A 14,599-nucleotide genomic window follows, 5' to 3' on the forward strand; every position below is an offset into this window, starting at 1 on the left:
GCGCACCTAAGATGTCCTGGCGTTGAATTCCCGCGGTTTAGACCGGGCGCAGGAGTACGTGCTTTTTCTTCCCGAGGGAGAGTTTCACCACGCCCTCATCGGTGATGTTTTCGATGGTGACCTCCTGCCTGTCATCGCTCACAGGCTGGTCGTTAAGACGAAGAGCTCCACCCTTCACATGACGGCGGGCTTCGCCATTGGAACCGGCCAATCCTGCGGTCACAAAAAGCGAGAGAACACCAATTCCGTCCTCGAGCGCGGAGCGCTTCACTTCTATGGTGGGAAGCGTTTGCGCCAGAGACCCTTCTTCAAACGTCTTGCGTGCGGTCTCTGCTGCTTCTTCGGCCGCAGCGCGGCCATGAAGCATGGCAGTCACTTCAGTAGCAAGGATCTTCTTTGCCTCGTTCAGCTCCGCTCCCTGCAGCGCCCCAAGCCGCACAATCTCGTCCATGGGCATGGTCGTGTACAGCTTCAGGAAGCGCTCGACATCCGCATCCTCTGTGTTGCGCCAGTATTGCCAGAAATCGTAGGCGCTGAGCATATCGGGGTTGAGCCACACAGCGCCGTCGGCGCTCTTGCCCATTTTCGCGCCAGACGCGGTGGTCAGGAGAGGCGAGGTGACGGCGTAGAGTTGTGGCGTGCCCATGCGGTGGCCGAGATCGATGCCGTTGACGATATTGCCCCACTGATCGGAGCCGCCCATCTGCAGACGACAGCCAAGCCGCTTGTTCAGCTCCACATAGTCATATGCCTGGAGGATCATGTAGTTGAACTCCAGGAACGATAGCGACTGTTCGCGATCGAGGCGTAGTTTCACCGAATCGAATGACAGCATTCGATTGACCGAGAAATGGCGGCCCACATCGCGCAGAAACTCAACATAGTTGATGCCCAGTAGCCAGTCTGCGTTGTTGACCATCAACGCATCCTGCGGTCCCTCGCCGAAGGTGAGGTAGTTGGAGAAAACCTTTTTGATTCCGGAGATGTTCTCGGTAATCGTCTCGGGTGTCATCAGCTTGCGCGCCTCGTCTTTAAAGGACGGGTCGCCGATCATACCGGTGCCGCCTCCCATCAACGCGATCGGGCGGTGGCCGGTCTTCTGCAGCCAGTGCAGCATCATGATCTGGATCAGGCTGCCCACGTGCAAGCTGGGCGCGGTCGGATCGAAGCCGATATAGGCCGTGACCGTCTCATTCCGGAACAGTTCATCGAGACCAGCATCGTCGGAGGTCTGGTGAATGAACCCGCGCTCGCTGAGCGTGCGCAGGAAATCGGATTTGAAGGCGGTCATGGTCTTTCAGGCTCTTTGATTTCGGTGGATGCGGCGACACCAGGGCCCGCATCCCTGCAATAGATTATTTCAGGCGTTTGGGGCGAGGTTCGGAAAGTTCACCGCGCAGTCGGCGATCAAGATAATCCGAGCACTCGCCAATCAGCTCGTCGACGTGATCCGTATAGAAGTGGTTCACACCGGGCATGGTCTTCTGGGTAATGGTGATACCCTTCTGAGATTGGAGTTTGTCAACCAAGCCCTGAACGTCGGCGGGTGGGGCAACCTTGTCGGCGTCGCCGTGAATGATCAAACCCGAGGACGGGCAGGGTGCAAGGAACGAGAAATCGTAGAGATTGGGCTGCGGCGAGATGGACATGAAGCCTTCGATCTCGGGTCGGCGCATCAGAAGCTGCATGCCGATCCAGGCACCGAAGGAGTAGCCCGCGATCCAGCAGTTCTTCGAATCGGGATGCAGCGACTGGACCCAGTCGAGTGCTGCGGCCGCGTCGGAGAGTTCTCCGGTACCGTGATCGAACGCGCCCTGGCTGCGGCCGATGCCGCGGAAATTGAAACGCAGCGTGGTGAAACCCCGGCTTTGGAACATGTAGAAAAGATCGTAGACGATCTTGTTGTTCATGGTGCCGCCGAAATGCGGGTGTGGATGCAGGATGAGCGCGATCGGAGCGTTCTTTTCCTTCGACGGCTGATATCGTCCTTCCAGACGTCCGGCAGGCCCGGCAAAAATGACCTCAGGCATGAGTACTCCACATTGGGCGTCGCTGCATTTCAGGTTCAACGGGGATCGAAGTCCCTTAACCCTTGACGCGACGCCGACGCCTCCATAGAAGCTAGTTTAGAATTGTTCAAAATTGATGGCGCGCGAGCAACCATCATATCGGCAAGCCGGGTAAATAGGACGGCTCGCCCTGAAAATTCAAGGAAATTACGTCAAGCCAGGCAAGTTTGGCCTGAATGACGTGAAGCAGACAGCGGATTCGCGGAGAAAAGCGGAAGATCAATGTCGGCAACGCGAGCATATCTCGATTTCAATGCCAGTGCACCGCTTGTCGAAAGGGCAAGGGTGGCGATGCTTGACGCGCTGTCCATGCCGGGAAATCCGTCATCCGTTCATGCTGAGGGCCGGGAAGCCAGGCGCGTCCTGGAAGAGGCCCGCAAGCACGTGTCTCGTCTTGTGGGTGGCCGTGCGGAGCATGTTGTTTTTACCTCCGGTGCGACCGAGGCGGCAGCGATGCTTCTCACTCCCCACTGGACAATGGGGCGCGCGGCACTCGAATTCTCCACGCTTTATGTGAGCGCCGCTGATCATCCCTGTGTCTTGAAGGGTGGGCGGTTTTCTCGAAATAAAATCAATATCATACCGGTTCAATCTGATGGACTGATCGATCTGGGCGCGTTAAAGGCGCTGTTGGCCGCGCACGATCGGGATGCAGGCCTGCCATTGATTGCCGTCCATGCGGTGAACAATGAAACGGGCGTCATTCAGCCTATTGAGGAAATCGGACGTTTGGCCAAGTCACATGGCGCAACCACGATCTTTGATGCCGTCCAGGCTGCAGGCCGTATTCCGTTGGATATTTCAGCGGGTTACGCTGACTATTTTATATTGTCGTCGCACAAGATCGGCGGACCCAAGGGAGCTGGGGCGGTGGTCGGCAACGCCGACCTGATGATGCCGCGGGCGCTGATCGGTGGCGGTGGTCAGGAGAAAGGTCATCGGGCCGGCACCGAGAATCTCGCTGCCATCGCCGGTTTTGGTGCCGCCGCTGCAGAAGCCCTCAAAAATCTGGAACGCGTCGATCTTGTGGCAAAGCTGCGCGACCGCTTCGAAACCGCCATTCTAAAGCAGATTCCGGATGCCGTGATTCACGGACTTGGTGTGAACCGTGTTGCGAATACGTGTTTCTTTTCCATTCCGGCCATGAAAGCTGAAACCGCGCAGATTGCCTTTGATCTGGGTGGTGTGGCGCTTTCTGCGGGGTCTGCTTGTTCATCCGGAAGGGTTGGACCGAGCCATGTCCTTGAAGCTATGGGCCTCGGTAACGAAGCCAGTGCCCTGAGGGTCTCCATTGGACATGATACCACTGAAGCAGATTTGGCCTTGTTCGAGAGTGTTTTGGTCAATATCGCCAGGCGGAGGAAGGGCTCTGCGAAGGCGGCTTGAAGCGGCAAAAGGGAAAAACGAGGGTAAAGCGCATTAAAATGGAGAAAAAGACACATATTTAATATGTGACCAGATGAAACCTTTGCTCTGACGCACTACATGAAGTCTGCCGAAAGGCGACCACGGTGTGCTCAATTTGAAGACGGCCGGGCCTTGACCCCGGCATGGATGGAGAACGCATATGCCTGCCGTGCAGGAAACGATTGATCAGGTCCGCATGATCGATGTGGACCAGTACAAGTATGGTTTTGAAACGCTTATCGAAAGCGATCTGGCGCCCAAGGGCCTGAACGAAGACATCATTCGCTTCATTTCGGCCAAGAAGGATGAGCCGGAATGGATGACGGAATGGCGTTTGAACGCCTACAAGCGCTGGCAGGCCATGGAAGAGCCGAGCTGGGCGCGCGTCAGCTACCCCAAGATCGATTTTCAGGATCTGCATTACTACGCAGCGCCGAAGAACCAGACCGGCCCGAAGTCGCTGGATGAAGTCGATCCGGAATTGCTCAAGACTTACGAAAAGCTTGGTATCCCCCTGAGAGAACAGGAGATTCTTGCCGGCGTTCGCAAGCAGGGTGAGCCGAGTGAGCTGGACGAGAACCCGAGCGACAATGTCTACAGCTCTGGCCGTGTGGCGGTTGATGCGGTGTTCGATTCCGTATCGGTCGTGACCACCTTCAAGGAAGAGCTTGCCAAGGCCGGTGTCATCTTCTGTTCCATCTCCGAGGCGATCCGGGAACATCCCGAACTGGTCCAGAAATATTTGGGATCGGTCGTTCCGGTGTCGGACAACTATTATGCTGCGCTCAATTCCGCCGTCTTCACGGATGGCTCCTTCGTCTATGTGCCGAAGGGCGTGCGTTGCCCGATGGAATTATCCACGTATTTCCGCATCAACGAGCGCAACACCGGCCAGTTCGAGCGCACGCTGATCATCGCGGAAGAGGGCGCCTATGTGTCCTATCTGGAAGGCTGCACCGCGCCGCAGCGCGACGAGAACCAGCTCCACGCCGCCGTGGTCGAGCTGATCGCGCTGGACGATGCGGAGATCAAGTACTCCACGGTCCAGAACTGGTATCCGGGCGATTCCGAGGGCAAGGGCGGCATCTACAATTTTGTCACCAAGCGCGGCGATTGCCGGGGCAACAATTCCAAGATCTCCTGGACCCAGGTCGAGACCGGTTCGGCGATCACGTGGAAGTACCCGTCCTGCATCCTGCGTGGCGACAACAGCCGCGGCGAGTTCTACTCGATTGCTGTTTCCAACGGCCATCAGCAGATCGATTCCGGCACCAAGATGCTGCATCTGGGCAAGAACACGTCGAGCCGCATCATCTCCAAGGGCATTTCTGCCGGCAAGTCGCAGAACACCTATCGCGGACAGGTTTCGGCGCACCGCAAGGCGGCCAACGCCCGAAACTTTACTCAGTGCGACAGTCTGCTGATCGGCAATGAATGCGGCGCGCACACCGTACCCTATATCGAAGCGAAGAACGCCACCGCGCAGTTCGAGCACGAGGCAACCACGTCGAAGATTTCCGAGGATCAGCTGTTCTACGTCATGCAGCGCGGCATTCCCGAGGAAGAGGCCATCGCGCTCATTGTCAACGGCTTCGTCAAGGACGTCATCCAGGAACTGCCGATGGAATTTGCCGTCGAGGCGCAGAAGCTCATCGGTATTTCTCTTGAAGGTTCTGTCGGCTGAGGCCGGCGCATTTGTTTGGAAAAAATCATGCTTGAGATCAAAAACCTGCACGCCCGCATCGCTGAGGATGGCACCGAGATCATCCGTGGCCTCAACCTGTCTGTGAAGGCCGGCGAAGTGGCCGCGATCATGGGGCCGAACGGCTCCGGCAAGTCCACGCTGTCCTACATCCTCGCCGGTCGTGACGACTATGAGGTGACCGAGGGCGAGATCCTCTACAATGGCGAGTCCATCCTGGAGATGGATCCGGCCGAGCGCGCCGCCGCCGGCATCTTCCTTGCCTTCCAGTACCCGCTCGAAATTCCGGGCGTTGCCACGATGGAGTTCCTCAAGACCGCCATTAACGCGCAGCGCAAGGCGCGCGGTGAGGAAGAGCTGAAGATCCCCGAGATGCTGAAGCGCGTTCGCACTGCCGCCGACGAGCTGGAGATGAGCATGGACATGCTCAAGCGTCCGCTCAATGTCGGTTTCTCAGGTGGTGAGAAGAAGCGGGCCGAAATCCTGCAGATGAAGCTTCTGGAGCCAAAACTCTGCGTTCTGGACGAGACCGATTCCGGCCTCGACATCGATGCGCTGAAGATCGTTGCCGATGGCGTGAACGCACTGCGTTCGCCCGATCGCGCCGTGCTGGTGATCACCCACTACCAGCGTCTTCTCGACTACATCGTTCCCGACACGGTTCACGTTCTCTACCGCGGCCAGGTCATCAAGTCCGGCGACAAGAATCTGGCGCTTGAGCTGGAGAAGAACGGTTATGCCGGCGTCATTGACGCAGCCGCTTGAGGTGACGAGATGAACCTTCATGCTCAAAACACGCTGACGGAGGCCGAGACGGCGCTGGTCAACGGCTATTCCAGCCGTTTCTCGGACCTGCCCGGCGATGCCGATGTCACCGTCCGCCGCGATGAGGCGCTCGAGCTTCTCAAGCAGGGCCTGCCCACGCGCCGCGTCGAAGCCTGGCACTACACAGATCTGCGCCGGCTTCTTTCCGTCGTTCCGGATTTCAAGCCTGTCAGCAACGCCGAGGCGGTCGCGCCGCTGATCGACAACGCGCTCGTCCTGCCTGTGCTGAACGGCACTGCGCATGGCCGCGAGGCAGGACCCGAAGGGCTCACGGTCGCCACACTGGCCGACAAGCTTCAGGAAGGCGCGCTGCCTGCCGAATGGCTGACGGCTTCCGACCGGTTCGACGCTGTCGGCGCGATCAATGCAGCCTTCGTTTCGGATGGCTACTGGCTCGACATTGCCGAAGGTGCGGAGCTTGACCGCCCGATCGAGCTTCAGAATATCCATGCGGGCGGCCAGGTGCATGGCCGCTTCGTGGTCAATGCGGGAGCCGGCTCAAAGGCGACCATTATTGAGCGCCAGACCGGTGCCGGCGATGCGCTTGCATCTTCCGTCACGCATCTGGACGTGGCCGATGGCGCGCATGTGTTCTGGATCCTGCTTCAGGAGCAGCCGGATGATGCGGCCTATCTCGGCCAGTTCACGGCTTCGCTAGGCAGGGACTCGACCCTCACGCTCTTCATCCTGAACAGTGGTGGCAAGCTGGTTCGCCAGGAAGTGAAGGTTGAAGCGCGGGGCGAGGGCTCCGAGTTCAAGCTTCGTGGAGTGAACCTGCTTGGTGGCGAGACCCATTGCGACGTGACCATGGTGCTCGATCACCTGGCGCCGGACACGGTTTCGACCGAGACCTTCCGCAATGTGGTCACCGGCAAGGCCAATGGCGTGTTTCAGGGCCAGATCCGCGTTGCGAAGATCGCCCAGAAGACCGACGCCAAGATGGCCTGCAATACGCTGTTGCTGTCCGATGAAGGCGGGTTCTCCTCCAAGCCCGAACTCGAGATCTTTGCCGATGATGTGGCCTGCGGCCATGGCGCGACGGTGACCGATATCGAAGAAGATCACCTTTTTTACCTCATGGCGCGTGGCATCGACGAGAAGACCGCACGCGGCCTGCTGGTCAAGGCTTTCGTGGCCGAGGTCATCGAGGAGCTTGAGGATGAAACCGTGATCGAGGCGCTGGAGGCCAGGCTGGTCGACTGGTTCGCCGAGCACGGTTAGAGCGCCGCGTGTCCATTCGGACGCACAAAGGACGCTCTATCCTATTGGAGCTTCGCATCGTGCTTTCCGAAAATCGATTTGGATTTTCGGGCCGATGCGATAATCCCAAACCACTCACGCCCGCCTTTCTGAGCGAGGGGCGGGCACGCGGGGTTCGAAATGGACCATAAGGTCGACACTATGCGTTATGACGTTGAAGCCGTTCGTCGGGATTTTCCCATTCTAGCGCGGGAGGTTTACGGCAAGCCACTCGTCTATCTCGACAATGGCGCGTCGGCGCAGAAACCGCAGGCGGTGATCGATGCGATCACGCACGCCTACAGCAATGAATATGCCAATGTTCATCGCGGCCTGCACTTTCTCTCGAACGCCGCCACGGATGCCTACGAAAAGGCGCGTGAAACGGTCCGGCGCTTCCTGAATGCGGAAAGCACCGATCAGATCATCTTCACCAAGTCGGCCACCGAGGCGATCAACACCGTCGCCTATGGCCATGCGATGCCCAATATCGGCGAGGGCGATGAAATCGCTCTGTCGATCATGGAGCATCATTCAAACATCGTGCCCTGGCATTTCCTGCGCGAGCGCCACGGTGCCAAGCTCGCCTGGATCCCGGTCGATGAGCAGGGCGATCTTACGGTCGAGGCGTTCGAGAAGACGCTCACCGACCGTACGAAGCTCGTCGCCATTACGCATATGTCGAATGTGCTTGGCACCGTCACACCGCTGAAGGAAATAATCCGCATTGCCCATGAGCGCGGCATTCCGGTTTTGGTCGATGGCAGCCAGGGCGCTGTCCATCTGCCGGTCGACGTACAGGCGCTCGATTGCGATTTCTATGTCTGCACCGGGCACAAGCTCTACGGTCCTTCGGGCATTGGCGTGCTCTACGGCAAGAAGGAGCGCCTTGCCGCCATGCGGCCCTTCCAGGGCGGCGGCGAGATGATCGAGGACGTGACGCTCGACAATGTCACCTACAACGATCCGCCGCACCGTTTTGAAGCCGGTACACCGCCCATCGTGCAGGCGATCGGGCTTGGCGCGGCGCTGGAATACATCGAAGGCATTGGCCGCGAGGCGATAGCGGCTTATGAGGCCGATCTGGCTCGATATGCGCATGAGCAGCTTGGGAAGATCAATTCGCTGCGTATCTTCGGCACCGCTCCCGACAAGGGCGCCATCGTCTCGTTTGAGATCGAGGGCATTCACGCGCACGACGTGTCAATGGTGATCGACCGGGCTGGAGTGGCCGTTCGGGCAGGAACCCACTGCGCGCAGCCACTCTTGAAACATTTCGGCGTGACCTCCACATGCCGTGCATCGTTTGGCATGTACAACACACGCGAGGAGGTAGATGCCCTCGCTGAAGCGCTTGAGAAAGCGCGGCGTTTTTTCGGGTGAGCAAGATGACTGATACACCGCAGGACACGGAGCAGACGGCTGAGGCCGTGGCTCAACAGGAAACCGAAGCCAAGACGTCTTCCATTCCGCAGGAAGAGCTTGCGCGTCTGACGGACGACATCGTCAGTGCGTTGAAAACGGTCTACGATCCGGAAATTCCCGCCGACATCTATGAGCTCGGCCTGATCTACAAGGTCGACATCGAGGATGACCGCTCTGTGAAGATCGACATGACCCTGACCGCTCCTGGCTGCCCCGTGGCCGGCGAAATGCCGGGCTGGGTGCAGAACGCTGTCAGCACCGTCGAAGGCGTCAGCGACGTGGAAGTGACAATGGTCTTCGATCCGCCATGGACACCCGATCGCATGTCCGAGGAAGCCCAGTTCGCCGTTGGCTGGTACTGAGGTCTGCACTTGCAACACTGGGCGTTCTTGCCCATCTTCACAAGAGAACCTTTCCGCGAGCCTTTCACTCGCCGTGAACGGAGAATTTGATGAGCCGATTTCAAGTGATGACCATGACCGACGCGGCTGCCAGCCGGGTGCGCGAGATCGTTGCCGCCCGCGAAGGTGCCATGGGGGTGCGTGTGGGGATAAAAAAGGGCGGCTGTGCGGGCATGGAATACACAGTCGATCTTGTCACTGAGGCTGATCCGAAGGACGACCATGTGGAACACGAGGGCGCGCATGTCTATGTGGCGCCGGAAGCCGCCCTTTTTCTGCTTGGCACCGAGCTTGACTTCGAAGTAACCAAGCTGCGCACGGGCTTCACCTTCAACAATCCCAACCAGACATCGGCTTGCGGTTGCGGAGAATCCATTGAGCTGAAGCCAGCGGATCTAAAGGCGCTCGCCGAAGCGCGCGGTACTGCCTGACCGGCTGGCCGTGGACGACGACGCCATACGCGATCTGTTTGCGGGCCTCGGGCCGATCTCCATTCGACGTATGTTCGGTGGCAAGGGCATTTACCACCAGGGCGTTGTCTTTGCGTTGCAGGTTAATGGGGAGATATTGCTGAAGGCGGACGCTCGAAGCGCCCCGGCATTTCAGGCAGTTGGCTGCAGACAATGGATGCCGGCTGGCCGAAAAGGGCGAGGGCCGGTTGCTATGCCTTACTGGTCCATCCCTGAAAGTGCGATCGATGATGCTGAGGAAATGACGCTCTGGGCACGTCGTGCATATGAGGCGGGCGTGCGAAGCATAAAAAAATAGGCTTTTGCATATTAAGAAGCCGCTGCGGATGTACTCCGGCAGCGGCTTGGTTGAGTGCGTCACCCTGTGTCGTGTCAGGTTTTTACCGCAATCTTCATGAAAGCAGGCACATCCTCGCCGAAACCGACCGTGGCGTCATCTTCACGCTGCTGATGGCGGCGCTGCTCTTTTGGCTGCTCCGCTTTGTCCTGCTTTGCCTTGCGATCGGCATTCTCGGATTTGATATCGTTCTTTCGCGTTTTCTTGCCGGAGGACGGCTTTTCCTCCGTCGCCGCAGCGGCTTTCCCGCCGCGCTTTGCACCACGGCCGCGCTTGGTCTCGTTGTCCGTGCTCTCATCCGCTTGCAACGTGGATAGGTCACCGTCTAGCCATTCCACATCCTGGCCGATCAGCTTTTCGATGGAATCCATGTACTTGCGATCCGCCTTGGTGATCAGCGTGAACGCGGCACCCTTGCGGCCTGCACGACCGGTACGGCCGATCCTGTGCACATAGTCATCAGCATGGGTGGGAATATCGAAATTGAACACGTGGCTGACATCGGGAATGTCGAGACCGCGGGCGGCGACGTCCGATGCGACCAGCAATTTAAGATTGCCCTTGCGGAAGTTCTCCAGCATCGTCATCCGCGCGCGCTGGTCCATGTCTCCGTGGAGCGCGCCAGCGTCATATTCGTGACGGACGAGAGAGCGGAACAGTGTCGCCACTTCGCTCTTGCGGTTGCAGAAGATGATGGCGTTCTTCAACGTGTCGCCCTGTGCGTCGATCAGCGAACGCAAACGCTCGCGCTTCTCCCAGGGCTTGGCACCGCTCTTTACAAAACGCTGGGTAATGTTCGTTGCCGTGGTCGCCGGCCGGGAGACCTCCACACGGACAGGCGCCTGCAGAAACTGCTCGGTAAGCTTGGTGATCTCCGGCGGCATGGTAGCCGAGAAAAACAAGGTCTGCCGTGTAAAGGGGATGAGTTTGCAGATACGCTCAATGTCCGGGATGAAACCCATATCGAGCATGCGGTCCGCCTCGTCGATCACGAGAATCTCAACACCGGTCAGGAGAAGCTTTCCGCGCTCGAAATGATCAAGCAGGCGCCCCGGTGTCGCGATCAACACATCGGCGCCGCGCTCCAGCTTCTTTTCCTGCTCGTCAAACGAAACGCCACCGATCAAAAGCGCGATGTTGAGGCGGTGGTTCTTGCCGTATTTGACAAAGTTCTCCTCGACCTGCGCTGCGAGCTCGCGTGTGGGCTCAAGAATAAGCGTCCGCGGCATGCGCGCCCTTGCGCGACCGCGCTCAAGGCGCGTTAGCATGGGCAGGACGAAAGAGGCGGTCTTTCCCGTGCCTGTCTGGGCAATGCCCAGCACATCCTTGCCGTTCAAAGCATGCGGTATGGCGCCTGCCTGGATCGGTGTGGGCTGCGTGTAGCCCGCATCGGCCACGGCGGAAAGGACCTTTTGGGACAGGCCCAGATCGGAAAATGTCAACGCTTCCTGAGCGGTGTCTTGTTCTTCTGCTGGCACGTTTCGGCTGTCTTTGTGTTTGCGGCGTAATGCCGCCTTGTGAGGTCTTGGAGACCCGAATCCCTCGAGGGCGTACGGCCTGACGCGTTCGATGTCAACAGATCACTTGCCGTAAAGTCAGCTATTGTTCAGTAACGAAACTGCTCCGAAAGGATGCGTTCGTTCCAGGAATGGCTTTCGTCGAAGAGGACCGTGACGGTTTCGTCGTGCGATTCGCGAACCACAACTGAAACGACGGATTTAATTTCCGTGTGGTCTGCAACCGCATTCACCGGCCGCTTTTCCGGCTCGAGAATGTCAAACCGCACAGTCGCCTGATTGGAGAGCAGGGCACCTCGCCAGCGGCGTGGACGAAACGGACTGACCGGAGTAAGTGCAAGAAGCGGTGCGTCCAGCGGAAGAATTGGTCCGTGGGCGGAGAGATTATAGGCCGTGGAGCCGGCAGGCGTGGCCACCATCACACCATCGCAAATCAGCTCTTCAAGGCGGACCTTGTCATCAATGGCAATACGGACCTTTGCCGCCTGGTAGGACTGGCGCAGAAGCGAGACCTCGTTAACCGCAAGCGCCCTGACCTTGTTACCATCGGCATCGATGGCTTCCATCTGGAGAGGCCGCACGGTTTCGGGAATCGCTGCGGCCACACGCTCGCGCAAGCCTTCCTCACGGTACTCGTTCATCAGAAAACCGATCGAGCCGCGGTTCATGCCGTAGATGCGCTTTCCTGCTCCCATCGTTTCGCGAAGTGTATGGAGCATGAACCCATCACCGCCGAGCGCCACGATAACGTCGGCATCCTCCGGACGTTCCTGACCGTAGAGGGCGGACAATCGTTTCGCCGCTTCCTGGGCATTTTCGGTGTCGGCGGAAACAAAGGCGAGGGCCATCGGTTGTTGAGTCATGGCAATCAGACTGCCTTGGATTAAGCGGCGGGTTGCTATCGGTTAGCACGCGGAGGTTGGCCTGCAAAGGCAATCGGACTGGCATTCATGTGGGGATCGTATATCGTCGATGCCAGTTTTGATTTTACTCGCGCGCACTTTGTGCTAACGGAGCGCCGGATGCCCTTGTAGCTCAGTTGGTAGAGCACCTGATTTGTAATCAGGGGGTCGGCGGTTCGAGTCCGTCCGGGGGCACCAACTTCTCCGTGTCCGTGCCTCTCTGTCCAGAGGCGGCGCCGGAAGAAAAAAACGCTCAGAAATCGTCGCAGCTTTCCGCAATCTGGGTCTGATCGCTTTCCTCGATTTTTGCTTCCCCGATCATAAAGCGTTCCTTCGTGAGCACGGAATTGTTCGGAAAATCATAGCAGACAGTCACGATTGTCTCAGCATCGCTCTCTTTGTCGACGTGATAGCGGATATTGGTGCCGTTGCCCGTGGCTTCCTCCCAGGTGTCCATCGTCTCGAGAAATTCTGCTTTTGTCTGTTCAATTCCGATGTCGTTGAGAATGATCCGCGCATCATCGGACAACAGGTCTGAGAGCGCCTGCCGGTCGGCGGTGCGCAAAGCATCGAACCATTGCGCGAGCACCTTGTCCTCCTCGGCGAGGGAGTGGGAAACAGTCAAAGCCATAGCGGCAATGATCAACTGTATGCGGTGCAGCCTCATTGGAAACCCCAATCGCGTGCGGTTGTGTTCTGTCGACGCCGGCATTCTATCGGCATCGGAGCGAAACGGAAATCCTGCACCGATATGAGGGGTTCAATCGCCTGAAATGGTGTTCAGATGCCTGCAGGCCGCGTAGAGTGAGACCGCGGCGGCATTTGATACATTCAGCGATCGGATGGCGCCGGGCACATCGAGGCGGGCAAGGGCGGAGACGGTTTCACGGGTTTTTTGCCGAAGGCCTTTGCCTTCGGCGCCCAGAACCAGAGCGATCCGGTCCGCCTGAAAGGTGTCTTCCAAACGCTCAGGCCCCTCAGAATCAAGGCCGATCGTCTGGAAACCGGCCTGGGACAGCTCCTCGAGGGCCTCCGCAAGGTTACGGACTGTCAGATGGTCGATATGTTCGAGCGCGCCGGAGGCTGCCTTGGCAAGAACACCGGATTCGGCCGGGCTGTGGCGCGCAGTCGTCACTAGGGCGTTCACGCCGAAAGCCACGGCAGAACGCATGATGGCACCGACATTGTGCGGATCAGTCACCTGATCAAGCACGAGGACAAGGGCGGCGCCATTGAGATCCCGGAGTGGTTTGGGGCTTAGGGGCTCTGCTTCCAAGAGAACACCCTGGTGAACGGCGTCGGGCCCGACAAGCCGGTCAATCTCGCGCGGCTCGACGGTTTCGACCGGAAAGGGCAGGGACGCTGGGTCATTCAAATCGAGACGCGCGGAAGCGTTTCGGGTGATGGAGAGACGCCTGATTCGACGCTGTGGATTGTCCAGCGCTGCGCGAACGGTGTGGAGCCCATAGAGACGAACGATACCATCCTCGGTAGCGGCATCGGCATGGACAGGCCCTTTGCCACCTCGCTTTTGTGTGGCGCGTTCTCTGTGCGCGCGGCGCAGGCGAGCATAATGGCTGTCTTTGGGGGTTCTGGAATTGTGATCGTCACTCATGGCGCTTCTATAATCCGGCGGCGGCATTCTGGAAACCGGATTTGCAGGAGGAAAGTTTTTCGGCGAAGATTTGCGACAGGCGGTTGACACCGGAGAGCCGCCTCGTCATAAGGCGCATCGCGGAACGGAGCAGGGCGATTTGCCTTTCGAAATTCCGCCACGTCGCTGAAGCTCCGACGGAAACGGAGGGGTGTCCGAGTGGTTAAAGGAGACGGACTGTAAATCCGTTCGCTATGCGTACGCTGGTTCGAATCCAGCCCCCTCCACCACCGTCGATCAGAGCCAGCGAAGCGAGAACCCGGCGGGTATAGCTCAATGGTAGAGCAGCAGCCTTCCAAGCTGAATATGCGGGTTCGATTCCCGCTACCCGCTCCAGCTTTTTCCTTGTTTTTCGACCTCATGTGAATGTCGTTGCGTCGCCTGTCTGTCCTGGCATCGGCGAGAATGTTGTGCCGCAGTTTACCCGTGCAGCGGTCGGCTTTGCGACGTTTGTGCAGCCAAAAGGCGCGCGATCACCCCGGAGATGGTAAAGGGGCTTGTAATTTATCGACTTTGTCGGTAATCGCCCCGCATCTAAAACCCAAACGCATCCACGGCGCCAAAGGAAGTTGCAATGGCCAAAGGTAAATTTGAGCGTACGAAGCCGCATGTGAACATCGGCACGATTGGTCACGTTGACCACGGCAAGAC

14 protein-coding genes, 3 tRNA genes and 1 pseudogene are annotated in these 14,599 nt (G+C 58.4%); 12 read left to right on the plus strand and 6 right to left on the minus strand.

Annotated features, from left to right (window positions below; all coding sequences use genetic code 11):
* Positions 1-37: 37 nt before the first annotated feature.
* Both tyrS and H7H48_RS11620 read right to left on the minus strand, forming a co-directional pair.
* Complete coding sequence (tyrS, locus tag H7H48_RS11615; protein ID WP_229449192.1) at positions 38-1,291, minus strand: tyrosine--tRNA ligase; 1,254 nt, start codon at positions 1,289-1,291, stop codon at positions 38-40.
* Between the two features lie 64 nt (positions 1,292-1,355).
* Positions 1,356-2,030 (minus strand): alpha/beta hydrolase, encoded by a 675-nt coding sequence (locus tag H7H48_RS11620; protein WP_223004011.1) that lies wholly within the window; start codon positions 2,028-2,030, stop codon positions 1,356-1,358.
* A 261-nt stretch (positions 2,031-2,291) separates the two neighbouring features.
* Here H7H48_RS11620 and H7H48_RS11625 point away from each other — a divergent pair, with 261 nt between their 5' ends.
* The 8 genes from H7H48_RS11625 (at position 2,292) to H7H48_RS11660 (ending at position 9,836) form a co-directional block, all read left to right on the plus strand.
* Entirely contained in the window at positions 2,292-3,455 is a 1,164-nt protein-coding gene (locus tag H7H48_RS11625) for a cysteine desulfurase family protein (RefSeq protein ID WP_229449193.1), read from the plus strand.
* 181 nt (positions 3,456-3,636) lie between these two features.
* A complete protein-coding gene (gene sufB / locus H7H48_RS11630; protein WP_229449194.1) occupies positions 3,637-5,160 on the plus strand; it encodes a Fe-S cluster assembly protein SufB in 1,524 nt (507 codons plus the stop codon).
* Positions 5,161-5,187: 27 nt separating this feature from the next.
* The gene (gene sufC / locus H7H48_RS11635; protein ID WP_229449195.1) at positions 5,188-5,943 is read left to right on the plus strand and encodes a Fe-S cluster assembly ATPase SufC; all 756 of its coding nucleotides are present in this window, start codon (positions 5,188-5,190) and stop codon (positions 5,941-5,943) included.
* Between the two features lie 9 nt (positions 5,944-5,952).
* On the plus strand, positions 5,953-7,224 hold the full coding sequence (sufD, locus tag H7H48_RS11640) for a Fe-S cluster assembly protein SufD (RefSeq protein WP_229449196.1): 1,272 nt from the start codon (positions 5,953-5,955) through the stop codon (positions 7,222-7,224).
* Positions 7,225-7,383: 159 nt separating this feature from the next.
* Positions 7,384-8,625 (plus strand): cysteine desulfurase, encoded by a 1,242-nt coding sequence (locus tag H7H48_RS11645; protein WP_229449197.1) that lies wholly within the window; start codon positions 7,384-7,386, stop codon positions 8,623-8,625.
* A 5-nt stretch (positions 8,626-8,630) separates the two neighbouring features.
* Positions 8,631-9,029: an SUF system Fe-S cluster assembly protein gene (locus tag H7H48_RS11650; protein WP_229449198.1), complete on the plus strand. Its 399-nt coding sequence runs from the start codon at positions 8,631-8,633 to the stop codon at positions 9,027-9,029.
* Between the two features lie 89 nt (positions 9,030-9,118).
* Positions 9,119-9,499 carry a Fe-S cluster assembly scaffold SufA gene (sufA, locus tag H7H48_RS11655; protein ID WP_229449199.1) on the plus strand — a complete coding sequence of 127 codons (381 nt, stop codon included), beginning with the start codon at positions 9,119-9,121 and terminating at the stop codon, positions 9,497-9,499.
* 10 nt (positions 9,500-9,509) lie between these two features.
* On the plus strand, positions 9,510-9,836 hold the full coding sequence (locus H7H48_RS11660) for a TfoX/Sxy family protein (RefSeq protein WP_229449200.1): 327 nt from the start codon (positions 9,510-9,512) through the stop codon (positions 9,834-9,836).
* Between the two features lie 74 nt (positions 9,837-9,910).
* Here H7H48_RS11660 and H7H48_RS11665 read toward each other — a convergent pair whose 3' ends face one another.
* Both H7H48_RS11665 and H7H48_RS11670 read right to left on the minus strand, forming a co-directional pair.
* Complete coding sequence (locus tag H7H48_RS11665) at positions 9,911-11,317, minus strand: DEAD/DEAH box helicase (protein WP_229449260.1); 1,407 nt, start codon at positions 11,315-11,317, stop codon at positions 9,911-9,913.
* A 164-nt stretch (positions 11,318-11,481) separates the two neighbouring features.
* Positions 11,482-12,255 (minus strand): NAD kinase, encoded by a 774-nt coding sequence (locus H7H48_RS11670; RefSeq protein ID WP_229449201.1) that lies wholly within the window; start codon positions 12,253-12,255, stop codon positions 11,482-11,484.
* Positions 12,256-12,416: 161 nt separating this feature from the next.
* Between H7H48_RS11670 and H7H48_RS11675 the strand changes: the two genes are divergently transcribed.
* A tRNA-Thr gene (locus tag H7H48_RS11675) sits at positions 12,417-12,492 on the plus strand.
* A gap of 55 nt (positions 12,493-12,547) precedes the next feature.
* Here H7H48_RS11675 and H7H48_RS11680 read toward each other — a convergent pair.
* A complete protein-coding gene (locus tag H7H48_RS11680) occupies positions 12,548-12,961 on the minus strand; it encodes a nuclear transport factor 2 family protein (protein WP_229449202.1) in 414 nt (137 codons plus the stop codon).
* Between the two features lie 93 nt (positions 12,962-13,054).
* Complete coding sequence (locus tag H7H48_RS11685; protein ID WP_229449203.1) at positions 13,055-13,909, minus strand: RNA methyltransferase; 855 nt, start codon at positions 13,907-13,909, stop codon at positions 13,055-13,057.
* 184 nt (positions 13,910-14,093) lie between these two features.
* Here H7H48_RS11685 and H7H48_RS11690 point away from each other — a divergent pair.
* The 3 genes and pseudogenes from H7H48_RS11690 to H7H48_RS11700 all read left to right on the plus strand — a co-directional run.
* A tRNA-Tyr gene (locus H7H48_RS11690) sits at positions 14,094-14,178 on the plus strand.
* Positions 14,179-14,210: 32 nt separating this feature from the next.
* Positions 14,211-14,284, plus strand: a tRNA-Gly gene (locus H7H48_RS11695).
* A 238-nt stretch (positions 14,285-14,522) separates the two neighbouring features.
* A pseudogene (locus tag H7H48_RS11700) lies at positions 14,523-14,599 on the plus strand (elongation factor Tu); the annotation flags it as partial.

The sequence above is a fragment of the Nitratireductor sp. B36 genome, assembly GCF_020833685.1.
Lineage (GTDB): Bacteria > Pseudomonadota > Alphaproteobacteria > Rhizobiales > Rhizobiaceae > Nitratireductor.

Excerpts from the sequence above, each read along its gene's own strand:
- H7H48_RS11670 (WP_229449201.1), bottom strand. The coding sequence starts at position 12,255 with ATGACTCAACAACCGATGGCCCTCGCCTTTGTTTCCGCCGACACCGAA.
- sufD (WP_229449196.1), top strand. The coding sequence starts at position 5,953 with ATGAACCTTCATGCTCAAAACACGCTGACGGAGGCCGAGACGGCGCTG.
- H7H48_RS11645 (WP_229449197.1), top strand. The coding sequence starts at position 7,384 with ATGGACCATAAGGTCGACACTATGCGTTATGACGTTGAAGCCGTTCGT.
- H7H48_RS11620 (WP_223004011.1), bottom strand. The coding sequence starts at position 2,030 with ATGCCTGAGGTCATTTTTGCCGGGCCTGCCGGACGTCTGGAAGGACGA.
- H7H48_RS11625 (WP_229449193.1), top strand. The coding sequence starts at position 2,292 with ATGTCGGCAACGCGAGCATATCTCGATTTCAATGCCAGTGCACCGCTT.
- H7H48_RS11650 (WP_229449198.1), top strand. The coding sequence starts at position 8,631 with ATGACTGATACACCGCAGGACACGGAGCAGACGGCTGAGGCCGTGGCT.
- tyrS (WP_229449192.1), bottom strand. The coding sequence starts at position 1,291 with ATGACCGCCTTCAAATCCGATTTCCTGCGCACGCTCAGCGAGCGCGGG.
- sufC (WP_229449195.1), top strand. The coding sequence starts at position 5,188 with ATGCTTGAGATCAAAAACCTGCACGCCCGCATCGCTGAGGATGGCACC.
- H7H48_RS11680 (WP_229449202.1), bottom strand. The coding sequence starts at position 12,961 with ATGAGGCTGCACCGCATACAGTTGATCATTGCCGCTATGGCTTTGACT.
- sufB (WP_229449194.1), top strand. The coding sequence starts at position 3,637 with ATGCCTGCCGTGCAGGAAACGATTGATCAGGTCCGCATGATCGATGTG.
- H7H48_RS11685 (WP_229449203.1), bottom strand. The coding sequence starts at position 13,909 with ATGAGTGACGATCACAATTCCAGAACCCCCAAAGACAGCCATTATGCT.
- sufA (WP_229449199.1), top strand. The coding sequence starts at position 9,119 with ATGAGCCGATTTCAAGTGATGACCATGACCGACGCGGCTGCCAGCCGG.